The organism is Pseudomonas rhizoryzae (assembly GCF_005250615.1).
GTDB lineage: Bacteria > Pseudomonadota > Gammaproteobacteria > Pseudomonadales > Pseudomonadaceae > Chryseomonas > Chryseomonas rhizoryzae.
Genome location: NZ_SULM01000016.1, coordinates 25391 through 42502, shown reverse-complemented (window position 1 = coordinate 42502; position 17112 = coordinate 25391). Strand labels below are relative to the sequence as shown.

General features: G+C 65.9%; 17 protein-coding genes and 1 other RNA gene. 5 read left to right on the top strand and 13 right to left on the bottom strand.

All coding sequences use genetic code 11. The features are described 5' to 3' along the window. Positions 1 to 24 precede the first annotated feature (24 nt). The 12 genes from murG to rsmI form a co-directional block, all read right to left on the bottom strand. Positions 25 to 1095, bottom strand: a complete 1071-nt coding sequence (murG, locus tag FAZ11_RS21875) for an undecaprenyldiphospho-muramoylpentapeptide beta-N-acetylglucosaminyltransferase (RefSeq protein WP_058763635.1) — start codon at positions 1093 to 1095, stop codon at positions 25 to 27. Continuing rightward, a complete protein-coding gene (gene ftsW / locus FAZ11_RS21870; protein WP_099049461.1) occupies positions 1085 to 2284 on the bottom strand; it encodes a putative lipid II flippase FtsW in 1200 nt (399 codons plus the stop codon). The genes murG and ftsW overlap by 11 nt, the downstream gene beginning before the upstream one ends. After that, positions 2284 to 3627 (bottom strand): UDP-N-acetylmuramoyl-L-alanine--D-glutamate ligase, encoded by a 1344-nt coding sequence (gene murD / locus FAZ11_RS21865; RefSeq protein ID WP_081320048.1) that lies wholly within the window; start codon positions 3625 to 3627, stop codon positions 2284 to 2286. The genes ftsW and murD overlap by 1 nt, the downstream gene beginning before the upstream one ends. 5 nt (positions 3628 to 3632) lie before the next feature. Next, positions 3633 to 4715, bottom strand: a complete 1083-nt coding sequence (gene mraY, locus FAZ11_RS21860; protein WP_058763639.1) for a phospho-N-acetylmuramoyl-pentapeptide-transferase — start codon at positions 4713 to 4715, stop codon at positions 3633 to 3635. After that, the gene (locus FAZ11_RS21855; RefSeq protein ID WP_058773687.1) at positions 4715 to 6082 is read right to left on the bottom strand and encodes a UDP-N-acetylmuramoyl-tripeptide--D-alanyl-D-alanine ligase; all 1368 of its coding nucleotides are present in this window, start codon (positions 6080 to 6082) and stop codon (positions 4715 to 4717) included. Before FAZ11_RS21855 ends, mraY begins: the two co-directional genes overlap by 1 nt. Continuing rightward, a complete protein-coding gene (locus FAZ11_RS21850; protein ID WP_058773686.1) occupies positions 6075 to 7544 on the bottom strand; it encodes a UDP-N-acetylmuramoyl-L-alanyl-D-glutamate--2,6-diaminopimelate ligase in 1470 nt (489 codons plus the stop codon). The genes FAZ11_RS21855 and FAZ11_RS21850 overlap by 8 nt, the downstream gene beginning before the upstream one ends. Next, the gene (locus FAZ11_RS21845) at positions 7541 to 9235 is read right to left on the bottom strand and encodes a peptidoglycan D,D-transpeptidase FtsI family protein (RefSeq protein WP_420849728.1); all 1695 of its coding nucleotides are present in this window, start codon (positions 9233 to 9235) and stop codon (positions 7541 to 7543) included. The genes FAZ11_RS21850 and FAZ11_RS21845 overlap by 4 nt, the downstream gene beginning before the upstream one ends. A gap of 59 nt (positions 9236 to 9294) precedes the next feature. Beyond that, on the bottom strand, positions 9295 to 9588 hold the full coding sequence (ftsL, locus tag FAZ11_RS21840; protein ID WP_058763647.1) for a cell division protein FtsL: 294 nt from the start codon (positions 9586 to 9588) through the stop codon (positions 9295 to 9297). Beyond that, the gene (gene rsmH / locus FAZ11_RS21835; RefSeq protein ID WP_058766370.1) at positions 9585 to 10526 is read right to left on the bottom strand and encodes a 16S rRNA (cytosine(1402)-N(4))-methyltransferase RsmH; all 942 of its coding nucleotides are present in this window, start codon (positions 10524 to 10526) and stop codon (positions 9585 to 9587) included. Before rsmH ends, ftsL begins: the two co-directional genes overlap by 4 nt. Before the next feature lie 2 nt (positions 10527 to 10528). Beyond that, a complete protein-coding gene (mraZ, locus tag FAZ11_RS21830) occupies positions 10529 to 10984 on the bottom strand; it encodes a division/cell wall cluster transcriptional repressor MraZ (RefSeq protein WP_058763651.1) in 456 nt (151 codons plus the stop codon). Between the two features lie 288 nt (positions 10985 to 11272). Then, positions 11273 to 11628: RNase P RNA component class A (gene rnpB, locus FAZ11_RS21825), an RNA gene on the bottom strand. Positions 11629 to 11690: 62 nt separating this feature from the next. Next, a complete protein-coding gene (rsmI, locus tag FAZ11_RS21820) occupies positions 11691 to 12536 on the bottom strand; it encodes a 16S rRNA (cytidine(1402)-2'-O)-methyltransferase (protein WP_058766371.1) in 846 nt (281 codons plus the stop codon). Positions 12537 to 12659: 123 nt separating this feature from the next. On the opposite strand from rsmI, the gene FAZ11_RS21815 reads away from it, so the two are divergent. The 4 genes from FAZ11_RS21815 to FAZ11_RS21800 are packed head-to-tail and all read left to right on the top strand — an operon-like array spanning position 12660 to position 16013. Further along, positions 12660 to 14447 (top strand): penicillin-binding protein activator, encoded by a 1788-nt coding sequence (locus FAZ11_RS21815; RefSeq protein ID WP_058773684.1) that lies wholly within the window; start codon positions 12660 to 12662, stop codon positions 14445 to 14447. Next, on the top strand, positions 14444 to 14818 hold the full coding sequence (locus FAZ11_RS21810; protein WP_058763658.1) for a YraN family protein: 375 nt from the start codon (positions 14444 to 14446) through the stop codon (positions 14816 to 14818). The genes FAZ11_RS21815 and FAZ11_RS21810 overlap by 4 nt, the downstream gene beginning before the upstream one ends. Before the next feature lie 32 nt (positions 14819 to 14850). Continuing rightward, positions 14851 to 15444 carry a phosphoheptose isomerase gene (locus FAZ11_RS21805; RefSeq protein WP_058763660.1) on the top strand — a complete coding sequence of 198 codons (594 nt, stop codon included), beginning with the start codon at positions 14851 to 14853 and terminating at the stop codon, positions 15442 to 15444. After that, the gene (locus tag FAZ11_RS21800) at positions 15441 to 16013 is read left to right on the top strand and encodes a BON domain-containing protein (RefSeq protein ID WP_058763662.1); all 573 of its coding nucleotides are present in this window, start codon (positions 15441 to 15443) and stop codon (positions 16011 to 16013) included. Before FAZ11_RS21805 ends, FAZ11_RS21800 begins: the two co-directional genes overlap by 4 nt. Before the next feature lie 62 nt (positions 16014 to 16075). Here FAZ11_RS21800 and FAZ11_RS21795 read toward each other — a convergent pair whose 3' ends face one another. Beyond that, positions 16076 to 16312: a DUF2171 domain-containing protein gene (locus FAZ11_RS21795; RefSeq protein WP_058763664.1), complete on the bottom strand. Its 237-nt coding sequence runs from the start codon at positions 16310 to 16312 to the stop codon at positions 16076 to 16078. A 144-nt stretch (positions 16313 to 16456) separates the two neighbouring features. Between FAZ11_RS21795 and FAZ11_RS21790 the strand changes: the two genes are divergently transcribed. Then, positions 16457 to 17110 (top strand): sulfite oxidase-like oxidoreductase, encoded by a 654-nt coding sequence (locus FAZ11_RS21790; protein WP_058766374.1) that lies wholly within the window; start codon positions 16457 to 16459, stop codon positions 17108 to 17110. Positions 17111 to 17112: the final 2 nt, after the last annotated feature.

Here is a 17112-nt window from a genome sequence, read left to right as displayed (position 1 = left end):
TCGGCCTGAATGGCGCTTTGCGACTTAACCACGGGCGACCTCCAGGCAGGCGTCCACTACCGCACGGGTAGCGTCGGGTTTGGCCAGGGCACGGCTACGGGTGGCCATGTCGGCAAGACGTTCGGGATGCATCAGGACCTCGGTAAGCTGCGCGGCGAGATCCGCCGGGCGGGTGGAGTGTTGGGGCAGCACCACGCCGGCACCGGCCCGCTCCAGGAAGCGGGCGTTGCTGGTCTGGTGGTCGTCGATGGCGTGGGGCAAGGGAATCAGCAGTGCCGGCAGGCCGGTGGCGGTGAGTTCGGCCACGGTCAGGGCGCCGGCCCGGCAGATCACCAGGTCGGCCCAGGCGTAGGCGGCGGCCATGTCGGCGATGAAAGGCTGGACCTCGGCCTCCACGGCGGCGTTGGCATAGCGCTCAGCGGTGACTTCGGCATGCTGGCGCCCGGCTTGATGACGGACCTGCGGACGCAGCCCAGCGGGCAATTGGGCCAGGGCTTCAGGCAGCAGCTTGTTGAGCGGCTCGGCACCGAGGCTGCCGCCCAGCACCAGCAGGTTGGCAGCGCGTTGATCCAGCGGCGCGCGGGTCACCGGGGCGAAGAGTTCGGCCCGCACCGGATTGCCGGTGGACAGGCGCTTGGCCGACGCCGGGAAGGTCTCGGCGAAACCTTCGCAGACGCGCGCCGCCAGGGGCACCAGCATGCGGTTGGCGGTGCCGGCATAGGCGTTCTGCTCGTGGATCACCAGCGGGATGTTGCACAGCTTGGCCGCCAGGCCGCCGGGACCGGTGACGAAGCCACCGAGGCCCAGCACGCAGACAGGCTTGAGCCGGCGCATGAGACCGACGGCCTGCAGCAGCGCGCCGCTCAGTTGCAGCGGTGCCTTCACCAGCGAGCGCACGCCCTTGCCACGCAAGCCAGAGACCTGAATGTGGTGCAAGGTGATGCCAGCCTTGGGCACCACGTCGTTCTCGATGCCGCGCGGGGTACCCAGCCAGTGGACGGTATAGCCGCGGGCTTCGAATTCACGGGCACAGGCCAGCGCGGGGAAGACGTGCCCCCCGGTGCCGCCAGCCATGATCAGGACATTAGCGGACATCGGCGAAGTCCTCCTCGCTGAATTCCACATCCTCGTTATCGACCAGGGTGCGTCGCTCCCACTCGATGCGCAGCAGCAAGCCCATGCTCACGCAGCAGATCACCAGGGAGCTGCCGCCGTAGCTGAGGAAAGGCAGCGTCAGGCCCTTGGTGGGCAGCAGGCCGACGTTCACGCCGATGTTGATCAGGAACTGGCCGATCCACAGCATCGACAGGCCATAGGCCACATAGGCCGAGAAGAACTGCTTGGACTGCTCCGCCCAGTGACCGATGAACAGGCCACGCACGCAGACGAAGAGAAACAGGCCGACGGTGGCCATGGCGCCGATCAGACCCAGCTCCTCGGCCAGCACAGCGAAGAGGAAGTCGGTGTGGGCCTCGGGCAGGTAGAACTGCTTCTGGATGCTGTTGCCCAGGCCGAGACCGGTCCAGCCGCCACGACCGAAGGCGATCAGCGCCTGGGTCAACTGGTAGCCGGAGCCGAACTGGTCGGCCCAGGGATCGGTGAAGGTGATCAGCCGCTGCATCCGGTAGGACTGGGTCTGCACCAGCACGAACACTGCCAGCACGGCCAGGGCCACCATCAGCAGGAAGCGGAACAGGCCGACGCCGCCCAGGAACAGCATGGCGCCGGCGGCGCCCATCATCACCACGGTGGCACCGAAGTCGGGTTCGCGCAGCAGCAGCATGGCCATGGGCAGCAGTACGATGAACGGCTTGAAGAAGCCCGCCCAGGTATGGCGCACCTCGTGCTGACGACGGACCAGATAGCCGGCCAGATAGAGCACCACGAAGACCTTGGCGATCTCCGAAGGCTGCACGTTGAAGAAGCCGAAGCCGATCCAGCGTAGCGAACCGTTCACCTCGCGGCCGATGCCGGGCACCAGCACCGCCACGAGTAATAGGAAAGCGATGATCAGCAGCGGAAAACCGAAGCGCTGCCAGGTGGCCATGGGAATCATCATGACCACGCCGCAGGAGACGAAGCCGATGGCCAGATAGATCAGGTGGCGGTACATGAAGTACAGCGGGTTGCCGGACTGGGCGGCGGCGACTTCGGAAGACGCCGAGGTCACCATCACCAGGCCGAGGCCGAGCAGCAACAGGCAACCGGCCAGCAGCGGGAAGTCCAGGTCGATGCCGTGGCGGCTGGCCAGCGGCGAGGGATAGGGACGCAGCAGGCTGAGGATCATGCCAAGTCCCCCACGGCCCGGGCGAACAGCCGTCCGCGCTCTTCGAAATTACGGAACATGTCGAGGCTGGCGCAGGCCGGCGACAACAGCACGGCATCGCCCGGCTGGGCCAGGGCGCGGCTCTCGCGCACGGCGTCTTCCAGGGTGGCGACACGCACCTGTTGCACGGTCGGCGGTAGGATCTCGGCGATCCGCTCGGCGTCACGTCCCAGCAGCACCACGGCGCGGCAGTGACGCGCGATGGGCTCGCGCAGGGCGCTGAAGTCGGCGCCCTTGCCGTCGCCACCGGCGATCAGCACCAGTTGGCCGGCGATGTCGTCGCCCAGGCCTTCGACGGCGGCCAGGGCCGCGCCGACATTGGTCGCCTTGGAGTCGTTGTAATAGTTGACGCCCGCCACCTCGCCCACCCACTGGCAGCGGTGTTCGAGACCGGGGAAGGCACGCAGAGCCTCCAGCATGGGTTCCAGCGGCAAGCCGGCAGCCTGACCCAGGGCCAGCGCGGCCAGGGCATTGCTGTGGTTGTGGGTGCCACGGATCTTCAATTCCTCGACATCCAGCAGGTTGTCGAAGGCCAGTGCCAAATAGCGGCGGCCCTCCTCCTCGCGAATGCCGAAGACACGGAAATCGGGACGACCCAGGCCGAAGGTCAGGCAGGGCACGCCATCGGCGATCAGCGGCCGCGACAGCGGATCGTCGCGATTGACCACTACCTGGCGGGCGCCGCGGAAGATGCGGTGCTTGGCCTGGTGATAGGCCGGCATGCCGGTGTAGCGATCCATGTGGTCTTCGCTGACGTTGAGCACCGTGGCCACCTCGGCGTTCAGGCGCTCGCAGGTTTCCAGCTGGAAGCTCGACAACTCCAGGACATAGAGCTCGACGTCATCGGCCAGTAGATCCAGCGCCGGGGTACCGAGATTGCCGCCTACGGCCACGCGCTTGCCGGCGCGCAGGGCCATGTTGCCGACCAGGGTGGTGACGGTGCTCTTGGCATTGGAACCGGTGATGGCGACGATGGGCGCCTTGGCGTGGCGGACGAACAGATCGATATCGCCCGACAACCGCACGCCACGGGCCGCGGCCTCTTGCAGCGCAGGCGTTTCCAGCGCCAGACCGGGACTCACGTAGATTTCCGCCGCGCGGGCGAGGAAGTCGGCATCCAGCTCACCGCAACGCACCTCGACCTGGGGATACTGGGTCCGCAGCGTCGCAAGCTCCGGCGGCTGTTCCCGCGTATCGGCCACAGCAAAGGGCACGCCGCGGCGCGCGAGGAAGCGCACCAGCGACATGCCACTCTTGCCGAGGCCGACGACGATACGGAACTGGTCGGAAGCGATGAGCACTGCGATTACCTCAGTTTCAGGGTGGCGAGGCCGAACAGCACCAGGATCACGGTGATGATCCAGAAGCGCACGATGACCCGCGGTTCGGGCCAGCCCTTCAATTCGAAATGGTGGTGGATCGGCGCCATGCGGAACACGCGCTTGCCGGTCAGCTTGAACGAGGCGACCTGGATGACCACCGAGAGGGTCTCCATGACGAAGACGCCGCCCATGATGAACAGCACCACTTCCTGGCGGACGATCACGGCGATGGTGCCCAGGGCCGCGCCCAGCGCCAGAGCGCCGACGTCGCCCATGAAGACCATGGCCGGATAGGTGTTGAACCAGAGGAAGCCCAGGCCCGCCCCGATCAGCGCGCCACAGAAGACGATCAGTTCACCGGAGCCATCGATGTAGGGGATCAGCAGGTAGTCGGCGAACTTCACGTTGCCCGACAGGTAGCAGAAGATGCCCAGAGCGCCGCCGACCATCACGGTGGGCATGATCGCCAGGCCGTCGAGGCCGTCGGTGAGGTTGACCGCGTTGCTCGAGCCGACGATGACGAAGTAGGTCAGCACAACGAAGAAAATCCCCAGCGGGATTTCGATGTTCTTCAGCAGCGGCAGGATCAGTGTGGTTTCGATCGGTGCCTTGGCGGTCATGTAGAGGAAGATCGCCGCCCCCAGGCCGAATACCGATTGCCAGAAGTATTTCCAACGACTCGGCAGGCCCCGGGAGTTCTTCTCGATCACCTTGCGATAGTCGTCCACCCAGCCGATGGCGCCGAACAGGAAGGTCACCGCCAGCACGGTCCAGACATAGCGGTTATGCAGATCGGCCCACAGCAGGGTGCTGATGCCGATGGTGGTCAGGATCAGGGCGCCGCCCATGGTGGGGGTGCCGGATTTGGACAGGTGCGACTGGGGACCATCGTTGCGCACGGCCTGGCCGATCTGGCGGATCTGCAGGGTGCGGATCATCCAGGGACCGAGCCACAACGACAGCAACAGGGCGGTCAAGACGCCCAGAATGCCGCGCAGGCTGAGGTATTGAAAGACGGCGAAGCCTTTGTAGAACTGTTGCAGGAACTCCGCCAACAGCAGCAGCATCAGTGTTTCTCCTCGGTATTGATGGCGCAGAGCGCGGCGACGACCTTGTCCATCGCGGCGCTGCGGGATCCCTTGATCAGCAGGGTGGTTCCGGCCCGGTCCTCGTCCGCCAGGGCCTCGATCAGTTGTTCGCGATCGGCGAAATGCCGGGCCTCGGCGCCATAGGCACGGGCCGCGTGGGCCATCGAAGGACCGACGCTGTAGAAGGCGTCCACCTTGCCGCGGGCATGCTCGCCCACGTCGCGATGGCCCTCTTCCGTCCACTCGCCCAGCTCGGCGATGTCGCCCAGGACCACCACCCGACGGCCCGGCAGGGCGGCCAGCAGATCGATCCCGGCTTTCATGGAGGCAGGATTGGCGTTGTAGCTGTCGTCGATGACCTGGGCGCCGCGCCGGCTGGTCCGGGTCAGGGTGCGCCCCTGTACCGGCGCGGCCGCGGCCAGGCCGCAGGCGACGGTGGCCAGGTCCAGACCCAGGCTGAGAGCGGCTGCAGCAGCTGCCAGGGCATTGCCGACGTTGTGGGCACCCAGCAGTTGCAGGGCGATGCGCGCCTCGCCCTGGGCACTGTGCAGGGTGAAACTCGGACGGCCCTGGCCGTCGAGGCTGACGTCTGTCGCGCGGACATCGGCGCGGGCATCCAGGCCGAAGGCGACGACCTGGCGGCCGGCGGCGCGGCGCTGCCAGATCTCGAAGGCTGCGTCGTCACGGTTGAGCACCACGGTGCCGCCCTCGCCCACGCCTTCGATGATCTCGCCCTTGGCCTCGACGATGCGGTCGACGCCGCCGAATTCACCCACATGGGCCTGGCCGGCGTTGGTAATGATAACGACATCCGGGCGTGTCAGGCTCACGGTGTAGGCAATGTCCCCGACGTGCGAAGCGCCCAGCTCGATGACGCCATAGGCGTGCTCGGCGGCGAGTTGCAGCAGGGTCAAGGGCGCGCCCAGCTCGTTGTTGAGGTTGCCCTGGGTGGCCAGGGTCGCACCGCGCTGGCGCAGGATGGCGGCGAGCAATTCCTTGACGGTGGTCTTGCCACTGGAGCCGGTGACGGCAGCGATCTGGCCGTGGAAGAGATCTCGGTTGAAGGCGCCCAGGCGACCGAGCGCCAGGCGGGTATCGGCCACCACCAATTGGGGCAGATGCACCTCGGGCACGGCGCGTTCGACCAGAGCCGCCGCGGCGCCCTGGGCCGCGACATCGGCCAGATAGGCATGACCATCGAAGCGCGGCCCGGTCAGGGCGACGAACAATTGCCCGGTCACGGCCTTGCGGCTGTCGGTGCCAACGCCATCGAACAGGGCATCGGCGCCCAGCAGATTGCCGGTCAGGGCTGCGGCCACTTCGGTGAGGGTAAAGGATCTAAGCATGTTGCTGCTCCCAGGCGGTCAGGGCCCGCTCGGCCTGGTCGAGATCGGAAAAGGGCTGCCGGACACCGGCGATTTCCTGGTAGGGCTCATGGCCCTTGCCGGCCAGCACCACGATGTCCTGCGGCTTCGCTTCGGCAATCGCCAGGGCGATGGCCGCTTCGCGCTGGCCGGCGAAGCGAACCTGTTCGGGATGCTGGAAACCGGCGCGGATGTCGGCGACGATGGCGGCCGGATCTTCCGTACGGGGGTTGTCGTCGGTCACCACCACCCGATCAGCCAGGCGCTCGGCCACCGCGGCCATTTCCGGACGCTTGCCGCGATCACGGTCACCGCCGCAGCCGAACACGCAAACCAGCTGCCCTTGATCACCGACATGAGGTCGCAGGGCGGTGAGCACCTTGTCCAGCGCATCGGGGGTGTGGGCGTAGTCCACCACCACCAGCGGCCGACCGGCGCCGCCCAGGCGCTGCATGCGCCCGGCGGGGCCCTGCAGCTGCGGGAGGATGGCGAGGATGTCGGCCAGCGAATGACCGAGACCCAGCAGGGCACCGATGGCGGCCAGCAGATTGCTCAGGTTGAAGCGCCCGATCAGCTGGCTGCGCAGCTCGCCGGTGCCCTGGGCGGTGACCAGCTGGGCGCGCACGCCGTGGTCGTCGAACTGGACAGCCTGGCAATGTAGGCTGGCGGCCGGATCGCTCAGGCTGTAGGTCAGGGTCGCTGCCGGGCTGGGACGAGCCGCCAGCTCACGGCCGAAGGCGTCATCCAGATTGAGGACGCGGGTGCCGAGCGCCGGCCAGGCCAACAGCTGGGCCTTGGCTGCGCCATAGGCGGCCATGGTCCCGTGATAATCGAGGTGGTCGCGGGTCAGATTGGTGAACACCGCCACCTTGAAGGCCAGCGCGGCCACACGGCCCTGGGCCAGGCCGTGGGAAGAGACTTCCATGGCCACGGTGGCGGCGCCGCCTTCGGCCAGTTCAGCCAGGGTCGCTTGCAGCTTGAGGGCGTCCGGCGTGGTGTGACGGCCTTCGGCGAGCGCGCCATAGAAGCCGTTGCCCAGGGTACCGACGATGCCGCAACGCTGACCGAGCAGGTCACAGGCCTGGGCGATCAATTGGCTGACACTGGTCTTGCCATTGGTGCCGGTCACCCCGACCAGGGCCAGGCGCTGGCTGGGTTCGTCATGGAAACGACCGGCGATGGCGGACAGTTGCCCGGCGAGGCCCTGAACGGGGACGAGGGGAATGTCCAGCGCCGGCAGCGCGGGGGCGTTATCGGCTTCGTAGGCGATGGCGGCGGCGCCTCGCTCGGCGGCGCTGGCGATATGGGCACGACCGTCGCTGTGCAGACCGGGAATGGCGAGGAACAGGAAACCCGGCTGGACTTCGCGGCTGTCCAGCGCCAGACCGGCGATCTCGACGGCAGCGGTGGCATTCGGCAGGAGGGAGGTCAGCAAGCGGCTCATCGATCACGCTCCCCGACCAGCAAGGTCTTGGCGGCGGCCTGAGCCTGCTGCTGTTGCACCGGCAGCGGCTGCAGGTTATCCGGCTGGATGTTCATCAGGCGCAGGGCACCGGACATGACCCGGCTGAACACCGGTGCCGAGACCACGCCGCCGTAGTAGCCGCCCTTGCTCGGGTTATCGATCACCACCACCGCGACCAGGCGCGGGTTGCTGGTGGGGCCGAAGCCGGCGAACAGCGAGCGATAGGAATTCTCGGCGTAGCCGCGGGTACCGGTGCTGGTCTTGCGCGCGGTACCGCTCTTGCCGGCGACGTGATAGCCGGGCACCTGGGCGCGGAAGGCGCCGCCCGGAGCTTCCACCACCTGTTGCAGCATGCCCTGCAGGGTCTTGGCCACGCGTGCGTCCACCGCTTGATCGCTGGCCGGGGCCTTGTCCAGGCGCACCATCGACAGCGGTACCGAGCGACCGTCGTTGGCCAGCACCGAATAGGCATGGGCCAGTTGCACGGCGGTCACCGCCAGGCCGTAGCCATAGGACAGGGTGGCCGTTTCGGCCGGACGCCAGTTGCGATGGTTGGGCAGGTTGCCGACGCGCTCGCCGGGGAAGCCGAGGCCGGTGTCCTGACCCAGACCCACGGCGCGCATGGCGTTGTAGATGTTTTCGCCGCCGACGTCGAAGGCGATCTTGCTCATGCCGACGTTGCTGGATTTGATGAGGATGCCGGTCAGGTCGAGCACGCCATCGCTGTGGGAGACGTCCTTGATGGTGTAGCGACCGATCTGCAGCGAGCCGGGATAGACGTTGACCTTGTCGGTGGGCTTCCAGCGACCGCTGGCCAGGGCAGCGGTCATGGAGATGGGTTTCATCACCGAGCCGGGCTCCATGACGTCGATCATCGCCCGGTTGCGCATGGCGGCCGGTTCGAGATTGCGTCTGTTGTTGGGGTTGTAGGTGGGCATGTTGACCATGGCCAGGACCTCACCGGTCTTGACGTCGACGATGGTCAGGCTGCCCGCCTCGGCTTCGAACTGGGTCAGGGCATTGCGCAGTTCACGGGCAGCGAGATATTGCAGACGCAGGTCGATGGACAGCGCCAGGGTGTTGCCCGGCTTGGCGTTCTTGGCGACCTGGACGTCCCGGATCAGGCGACCGCGGCGATCCTTGACCACCTGGCGACGACCCGGAATGCCCGCCAGCCATTCGTTGAAGGCCAGTTCGATACCTTCGCGACCCTGATCGTCGATGTCGGTGAAGCCAACCACATGGGCAGCCACCTCGCCGGCTGGGTAGAAACGACGAAATTCCTCGATGTCGTAGACACCGGGAATCTTGTGCGCCTTGACCTGCGTCATCACCGCCTCACCCTGCTCGGGGGTCAGGCCGCGGGCGAGGTAGAGGAATTCCTTGCTGGCATTCTGCTCGATACGCTTGGTCAATTCGCCACGGGGCTGGCCAACGGCATCGGCCAGGATCGCCCAGCGATCTTCGGCACCGATCAGCTCCTTGGGGTTGATCCACAGGGTAGTGACCGGCGTGCTCACGGCCAGCGGCTCGCCGTTGCGATCAGTGATCAGGCCACGGTGGGCCGGAATCGGAATGGTGCGCACGCTGCGCGCATCGCCCTGCCCCTTGAGGAAAGCTCGGTCGATCACGTGCAGGTCGACGATGCGCCAAACGATGGTAGCGACCATGGTCAGCAACAGCCCGATGATCAGGCTGAAGCGCCAGGGCAGGCGCGCAATCAAGCCCTTCACGGATTGACCATCCGAATTTCGGTCGGATCGGGAATGCGCATCTGCAACTGGCCGCTGGCCAGGGCTTCGACGCGGCTGTGAGCCGTCCAGGTACTCTGCTCCAGCAGCAGGCGGCCGTACTCGGCCTGCGCCTTGTCGCGGATGGCCATTTCACCGTACAGGGTGTTGAGCAGTTGACGATTCCAGTGGGCACTGTAGGCCACCGCCACCGCCGAAAGCAGCACGCCCACGAAGAGCACCAGCATGACGCTGCTGCCCATCGGCAGTTTCTTCACGAACAGGCGGCTCATTTCAGCTTCTCGGCAACGCGCATGACGGCGCTGCGGGCACGAGGATTGGCGGCCAGTTCGCCTTCGCTGGCATAGATGGGTTTGCCGAGCAGGCGCAGCGAGGGCTCGAATACCGTGGTGCGGATGGGCAGGTCACGCGGCAACTGGTCGGCCTCGCCCTTGGCCAGCCGGCGCATGAATTGTTTGACGATGCGATCTTCCAGGGAGTGGAAGCTGATCACCACCAGCCGGCCACCGACCGCCAGTTGCTCGTAGGCTGCCTGCAGCCCCTGCTCCAGATCGCTCAGTTCACGGTTGATATAGATACGCAGCCCCTGGAAGGCACGGGTGGCCGGATGCTTGCCTTTTTCCCAGGCCGGATTGGCTTCGGTGAGCACCTTGGCCAGATCGGCGGTGCGCTCGAAGGGTTGCACCTCACGGCGCTGCACCACGGCGCGGGCCATGCGCTTGGCGAAACGCTCTTCGCCGAATTCCTTGAACACCTGGGCGATGTCGGCCTCGGCGGCCGTGGCGATCCAGGCAGCGGCGCTCTGGCCCCGGCTCGGGTCCATGCGCATGTCCAGTGGGCCGTCCTGCATGAAGCTGAAGCCACGCTCGGGGTCGTCGAGCTGCGGCGAGGACACACCCAGGTCCAGCAGTACGCCATCGACCTGACCGGACCAGCCGCGACTGACCAGTTCATCGCCGAGTTCGGCGAAGCTGCGCTGGACGATCTCGAAGCGGGCATCCTCGGCGGCCAGGGCCTGGCCCGCGGCGATCGCCTGGGGGTCCTTGTCGAAACCCAGCAGCCGCCCTTCCCCACCCAGCAGGCGCAAGACGGCCCGGCTGTGCCCGCCGCGGCCGAAGGTGCCGTCCAGATAACGGCCGGCAGGCTGGATTTCCAACGCCTGTACGGCCTCGTCCAGCAGAACGGAGACGTGGTGGAAGACTGGGTTCATGGTCACAGGATCAAATCGCGCATTTCATCCGGCATACCGCCGGGTTCCTTAATTGCCTGGAGATCCGCATCGCACACGGCGCTCCAAGCGTCCTCATCCCATAACTGGAACTTGTTCAGCTGCCCGACCAGCATCACGCGCCGGTCCAGCTTGGCGTAGTCACGCAGGCGCGGCGGAACCAGGAAACGACCGCTGCCGTCCAGTTCCAGATCCACCGCATTACCGATCAGCAAGCGCTGCAAGCGGCGAGTTTCCTCGCGTAGCGAGGGCAACTGCCGCAGCTTGCTTTCAATGATTTCCCACTCAGGAAGCGGATAGACGCAGAGGCAGGGGTCGACGGCATCGATCGTCACGATGAGCTGGCCGGCACAACGCTCCATGAGCTCGTCGCGATACCGGCTCGGCATCGCGGCGCGCCCCTTGGCGTCGAGACTGATGGCGTTCGCTCCCCGGAACAATTTCGCGTCCTCTAATAGGCTGTCCTTGCCATTAAATCCCACTTCGCCCCACTTCGTACCACCGGACGCCACTATATTGAGGAGGCCTACTTTCAGTCAAGGTAAGCGAAGGGGTTCCCAGGCCGCGTAGGGCGCGGATTTCGAGCAAATTGCACGAGTTCACGACCAGGACGAGCGACATCGATTTCCGACAAACGGAAATGAAGTCAATCAATTGGCGTAATTGATTAAAGTGATGTGTGAAGAGGGAAGTTTTGACGCCAGGCGCAGGGGCCCGGGAAGAGGGAGTGCGAGAGCCGACCTGTAAGCCGGGTTCTGTCGAGGACAGTCATTCCTCTGGGACAACCATCGCTGGCTGCCTCTAGCGACCTACCCGAATCCAGCGCGGGCCACGCCTATGGATTCCTATTTGGTCTTGCTCCAGGTGGGGTTTACCTAGCCACGAACTGTTGCCAGCCGTGCGGTGCGCTCTTACCGCACCTTTTCACCCTTACCGGCGCTTGCGCGCTTAGGCGGTTATTTTCTGTGGCACTTTCCGTAGGCTCACGCCTCCCAGGCGTTACCTGGCACCTCGCCCTATGGAGCCCGGACTTTCCTCCCTCGCGACCCTTGCGGATCACGACAGCGACTGCCCGGTCGGCTCTCGCGGCGCAAGGGTATAGAGAGTGCCGCGAGATAACAAGGACAGATGTCACCAAAGCGCCACTCACTCGGCCTTGCGCTCCAGCGCCAGTTGATAGAGCAGATTCTTGCGCGCGCCGGTGATCTGCGCAGCCAGGGCCGCGGCGCGCTTGACCGGCAGCTCGGCCAGCAGCAGATCCAGGATACGCAGCGTCTCGGCATCGACTTCGGCGTCCTCGGGGGCCGCCCAACCAGCCACCAGCAGCACGCATTCGCCACGCTGCTGATCCGAGTCCTCACGGATCCATGCCAGCAACTCCCCGGCCGGTAGGCCTCGCAGGGTCTCGAAGGTCTTGGTCAGTTCGCGGCCGAGCACGATGTGCCGGTCGGGACCGAAGGTGGTCACCATGTCGGCGACGCATTCCTCGAGTCGGTGGGGCGCCTCATAGAAGATGAGCGTGCGTGGATCTTCGCGCAGCGCGGCCAGCCGCCCCTGGCGACCCACCGCCTTGGCCGGCAGGAAGCCTTCGAAGCTGAAGCGATCCGAAGGCAAGCCAGCCGCGGACAGTGCCGCGATCAGGGCGCAGGCACCCGGCACCGGCGAGACCTTGATCCCCTCGGCACGGGCCGCGCGCACCAGATGAAAGCCTGGATCGGAGATCAGCGGCGTGCCCGCGTCGGAGATCAGGGCGACATCGTCCCCGGCCTGCAGCCGCGCGATGAAGCGCCCACCGGCATCGCGCTCGTTATGATCATGGCAGGCGACCAGCGGTGTTTCGATGCCGAAATGTCGCAGCAGGCGCGCCGAATGGCGGGTATCTTCGGCGGCGATCAGCGCCACGTCGCGCAAGACCTTGAGGGCTCGGGCGGTGATGTCGTCCAGGTTGCCGATGGGGGTGGCAACCACATAAAGAGTACCCGGCGAAATCATGATGAAACCTGACGGACTGGAAATAGCCCAACAGTGTACGCCGCTCTTGCCCCCGGCGTTCGCAGCGCCTGGGTGCTGTGAGACAATCGCCCCCTTTCCAGACAATTGCTCAGGAACCACCGCATGAAGTTCCGCCTGCGCCCGCTGCTCTGCGCCACCGCCTTCGCCCTGCTCGCCGCGTGCAGCAGTGCCCCCGTCACGAACTCTCTCGGCGAGCTGCCCCAGCCCAGCCAGGCCAGTATCGAGCAACTGTTGAACCAGGCCGGTGGCAGCCAATCCGAACAGGCCAATCTGCTGCGCCTGACCGCAGCCGACAAGGCCTATGCACAGCAGAACAGCCGCGAGGCGCGGCAGATTCTGGGCATGATCAACCTGCAAGGCCTCAAGCCAGCGCAGCAGATCTTCGCCCAGACGCTGCTGGCCCAGCTCGACCTACTGGACAAGCAGCCCGCCCAGGCGCTCAAGCGCTTCAATGATGCGAGCTTCGCCCAACTGGGCGAGTTGCCGGCGCAACAGCAGATCCGTAGCGGCCTGACCAAGGCCGAGGCCCTGGCGGCCAACGACCAGCCGCTCGCCGCCGCCCAGGAGCGCGTTTTCATCGGCCCCTTGCTGCAGGGCGAGGCAGCCCACCAGAACCGCGAGCGGATCTGGCAACTGGTGAGCAGCCTGCCGGACGCCCAGCTCCGGCAGAACGTCAAGGATGCCGATCTCAACGGCTGGCTGGCCCTGGCCGCCGTGACGCGCGGCAACCTAGCGCTGGACCAGCAACTGGCAGCCATCGAAGAGTGGCAGAAGCAGCATCCCGGTCACCCTGCCGCACAGCAACTGCCCGACGGCCTGGAGCGCCTGAAGACCCTGGCGCGGGAGCCACTCAACCGCGTGGCGCTGTTGCTACCCATGCAAGGCCAGCTCGCCGGGGTGTCCCGCGCCCTGCAGGACGGCTTCATGGCCGCCCGCTACGAAGCCTTGGCCGCCGGCCAGCCCGTCCCCGCCGTGACGCTATACGACAGCACCCAGATCGGCAGCCTGGACAACTTCTATCGCCAGGCCCAGGCGGCCGGCATCCAACTGGTGGTCGGCCCCCTGGAAAAGAACCTGGTCAAGCAACTGGGCGATCGTCCTCAGTTGCCGATCAATACCCTCGCCTTGAACTACGGCGACAGCCAGGGCGCCCAGCCGCCACAACTGTTCCAGTTCGGCCTGGCCGCCGAGGACGAAGCCCGCGACGCCGCGCGTCGTGCCTGGGCCGATGGCAAGCGCAGCGCGGGCGCCCTGGTGCCCCAGGGCGACTGGGGTACCCGCGTGCTGGCCGCCTTCCAGGATGAATGGCAGAAGCTGGGTGGCCGCCTGGTCGCCGCCGAGCGGATCGGCCAGCCGGTCGAGATCGCTAATCGCATCAGCAGCCTGCTGCAGATGCGCCAGGGCATGGACTTCATCTTCCTCGCCGCGACCCCGGCACAGGCGCGCCAGATCAACCCCATCCTGGCCTACCAGAACGCCCGCGACCTGCCGGTGTATGCCACCTCCAACCTCAACAGCGGGGTCAACGAACCCGGGGTGAATCAGGACCTGAACGGCATCATGTTCTGCGAAACGCCCTGGCTGCTGGATTCCAGCAATCCGTTGCGCGCCAAGATCACCGCCCAATGGCCGCAAGCCGCTACCAGTATCGGCCGGCTCTACGCCATGGGCGCCGACGCCTATCTGCTGGCGCTGCATCTGCAGCAGCTCAAGGCCCTGCCCAACTCCGAGCTGCCGGGGCTGTCGGGCGACCTGAGCGTCGCCGCCGATCAGCGCGTGGTCCGGGATCTGCCCTGGGCGGTATTCCGCAATGGCGTGGCCCAGCCGCTGCCGGCCAGTAGCGCCCCGCTGCCGGCTGCCAGCATTCCGCCGTCGCTCAGCATGCCGTGAAACAGGCGGCGCACCTCCAGCGTGGCAAAGACGGTGAAGACCGCGCCTTGCAGTTCCTGCAGACGCGCGGCCTGCGCCTGATCACGCGCAACTGGCGCTGGCGCGGTGGTGAGCTCGATCTGGTCATGCTCGACGGCGATACAGTAGTATTCGTCGAGGTACGCGCCCGTCGGCATGCCGCCTGGGGTGGCGCCGCGGAGAGCATAGATGCCCGCAAGCGGCAGCGTCTGGTCAACAGCGCGGCCCTCTTTCTGCAATCCGAAGCGCGCTGGGCCAAGCGGCCCTGTCGTTTCGACGTGATCGCGATCGGCCCCGGGGCCGACGCCTCCCCTCAGGCACTCGAATGGATCACCCAAGCCTTCGAGGCCTGAGGCCCTCCACTGCACAGGTCAAAGATATCGCGATGGACACCCACGCCCGCATCCAGAAACTCTTCCGGGACAGCATCGAAACCAAGCGTCAGGCCATGGAAGTCCTGATTCCTCATATCGATCTGGCCAGCCAAGTCATGGTTGCGGCCCTGCTCAACGAAGGCAAGATCCTCACCTGCGGCAATGGCGGCTCCGCCGGCGACGCCCAGCACTTCTCCTCCGAATTGCTGAATCGCTTCGAGCGCGAACGCCCCAGCCTGCCGGCCCTGGCCCTTACCACCGACACCTCGACGCTGACCTCCATCGCCAACGACTACAGCTACAACGAGGTGTTTTCCAAGCAGATTCGCGCCCTGGGCCAACCCGGCGACATCCTCTTGGCCATTTCCACCAGCGGCAATTCGGCCAACGTGATCCAGGCGATCCAGGCCGCTCACGACCGTGAGATGACCGTGGTCGCCCTCACCGGCCGCGACGGTGGCGGCATGGCTTCGCTGCTGCTGCCCGAAGACGTCGAGATCCGCGTGCCCTCCAAGGTCACCGCCCGCATCCAGGAAGTGCACCTGTTGGTGATCCACTGCCTGTGCGACCAGATCGATCAGCAACTGTTTGGAAGCGAAGAATGAAGAAAGCTCCTCTGCTCGCCCTGCTGGCGCTGTCCTTCGTCGTGGCCGGCTGCAGCAATGTGGTCACTGCCAGCCGCGACAAGCCCATCGACGACAACCGTGGCACCCGTACCCTGGGCAGCACCGTCGACGATGCCCTGATCGAGACCAAGGCGGCGGTCAACATCGCCAAGGCCAGTCCGGGCCTGGCCGACTCGCACATCGTGGTGGTGAGCTACAACGGTGTGGTGCTGATCGCCGGCCAGGTCCCCCGTGCCGATCTCAAGCCGCTGGCCGAACAGGCGGTACGCAGCGTGCAGCGGGTCAAGACCGTGCACGACGAGTTGCAGGTCACCGCCAATTCCTCAATGCTGGCGCGCAGCAACGACGCCTGGCTGACCACCCGCATCAAGACGCAGATGTTCGCCGACGAGGATATCCCCGGTTCGCGTATCAAGGTGGTGACGGAGAACGGCATCGTCTACCTGCTGGGCCTGGTGACCCAGCAGGAAGCCGCGCATGCGGTGCAGTTGATTCAGAGCGTCTCGGGCGTCCAGCGCATCGTGAAGCTGTTCGAATACATCAACTGATGCCTCATCGCCCATGAAAAAGCCCCGCTCTGGCGGGGCTTTTTCATGGGTGGCTGCTGCTATCAGGCAGCCTGCCACTCGCGCTCGGCTTCATCACGCGTCTTGACCAGACGTACCTGAGTGCCTTCCACCGACTGCACCCAGCTCAGCGGAATGTAATGATGTTTGCCTTGAGCATCCTGGTCGCGCTTGGTCAGCTTGATGCGATCGGCGCCTTCCAGGTGGTCGACGGTGCCTACGTGTTCGCCGTCCGAACCTACGACTTCCGCATGCTCTTTGATCTGGGTTGCATCTACCATGGTCGTTTCTCCGGCAGTTTGAAGGGGAAGGCCTCTTGCAGAGCGCCTGCAGGATAGGAGGTGTAGAGCCTCGCCTGGGTTCGCCTCCCGCCGACGAAAGGCCATCGGCATGGTCATAAGCTCAGCACGCGAGAGGATCCTGCAATGAGCGACGAACCGAGCAAACTGACCCGATCCAAGGAGCGCTGGGCCCAGGAGGGCCGCTTCCTGACCGGCCATAGCGGCCGCCCGGAAAGCGAACGCCTGCCGCCCGGCCAGCACCGCGTCAGCAACTGGCCGGTACTGGACCTGGGCGTGCGGCCGGAAGTCAGCCGTGAACGCTGGCAGCTAGCGGTGACCGGCGCGGTCCGCCAGACGCTGCGCTGGAATTGGGCAACCTTCGCGGCGCGGGCGACCACGCATGCGGTGAGTGATATGCACTGCGTCACCACCTGGTCGCGCTACGACAATCACTGGATGGGGTTGCCGGTCAGCGAATTGCTGGACGAGGTGCAACCGCGCGAGGAGGCAACCCATGTGCTGCTGCACAGCTACGACGGCTACATAACCAACCTGCCCCTGGCCGATTTCGCCGCGCCCGGCGCCATGCTGGTACACAGCTGGGAAGGCCAGCCGCTGACCGCCGAGCACGGCGGCCCGGTACGGGCACTGATCCCGCATCTCTATCTGTGGAAAAGCGCCAAGTGGCTAAGACGCATCGACTTTAGAGTGGGCGATACGCCAGGCTTCTGGGAAATGCGTGGCTACCACGACCGTGGCGACCCCTGGCAGGAACAGCGCTACTCGGACGATGCCTGAGG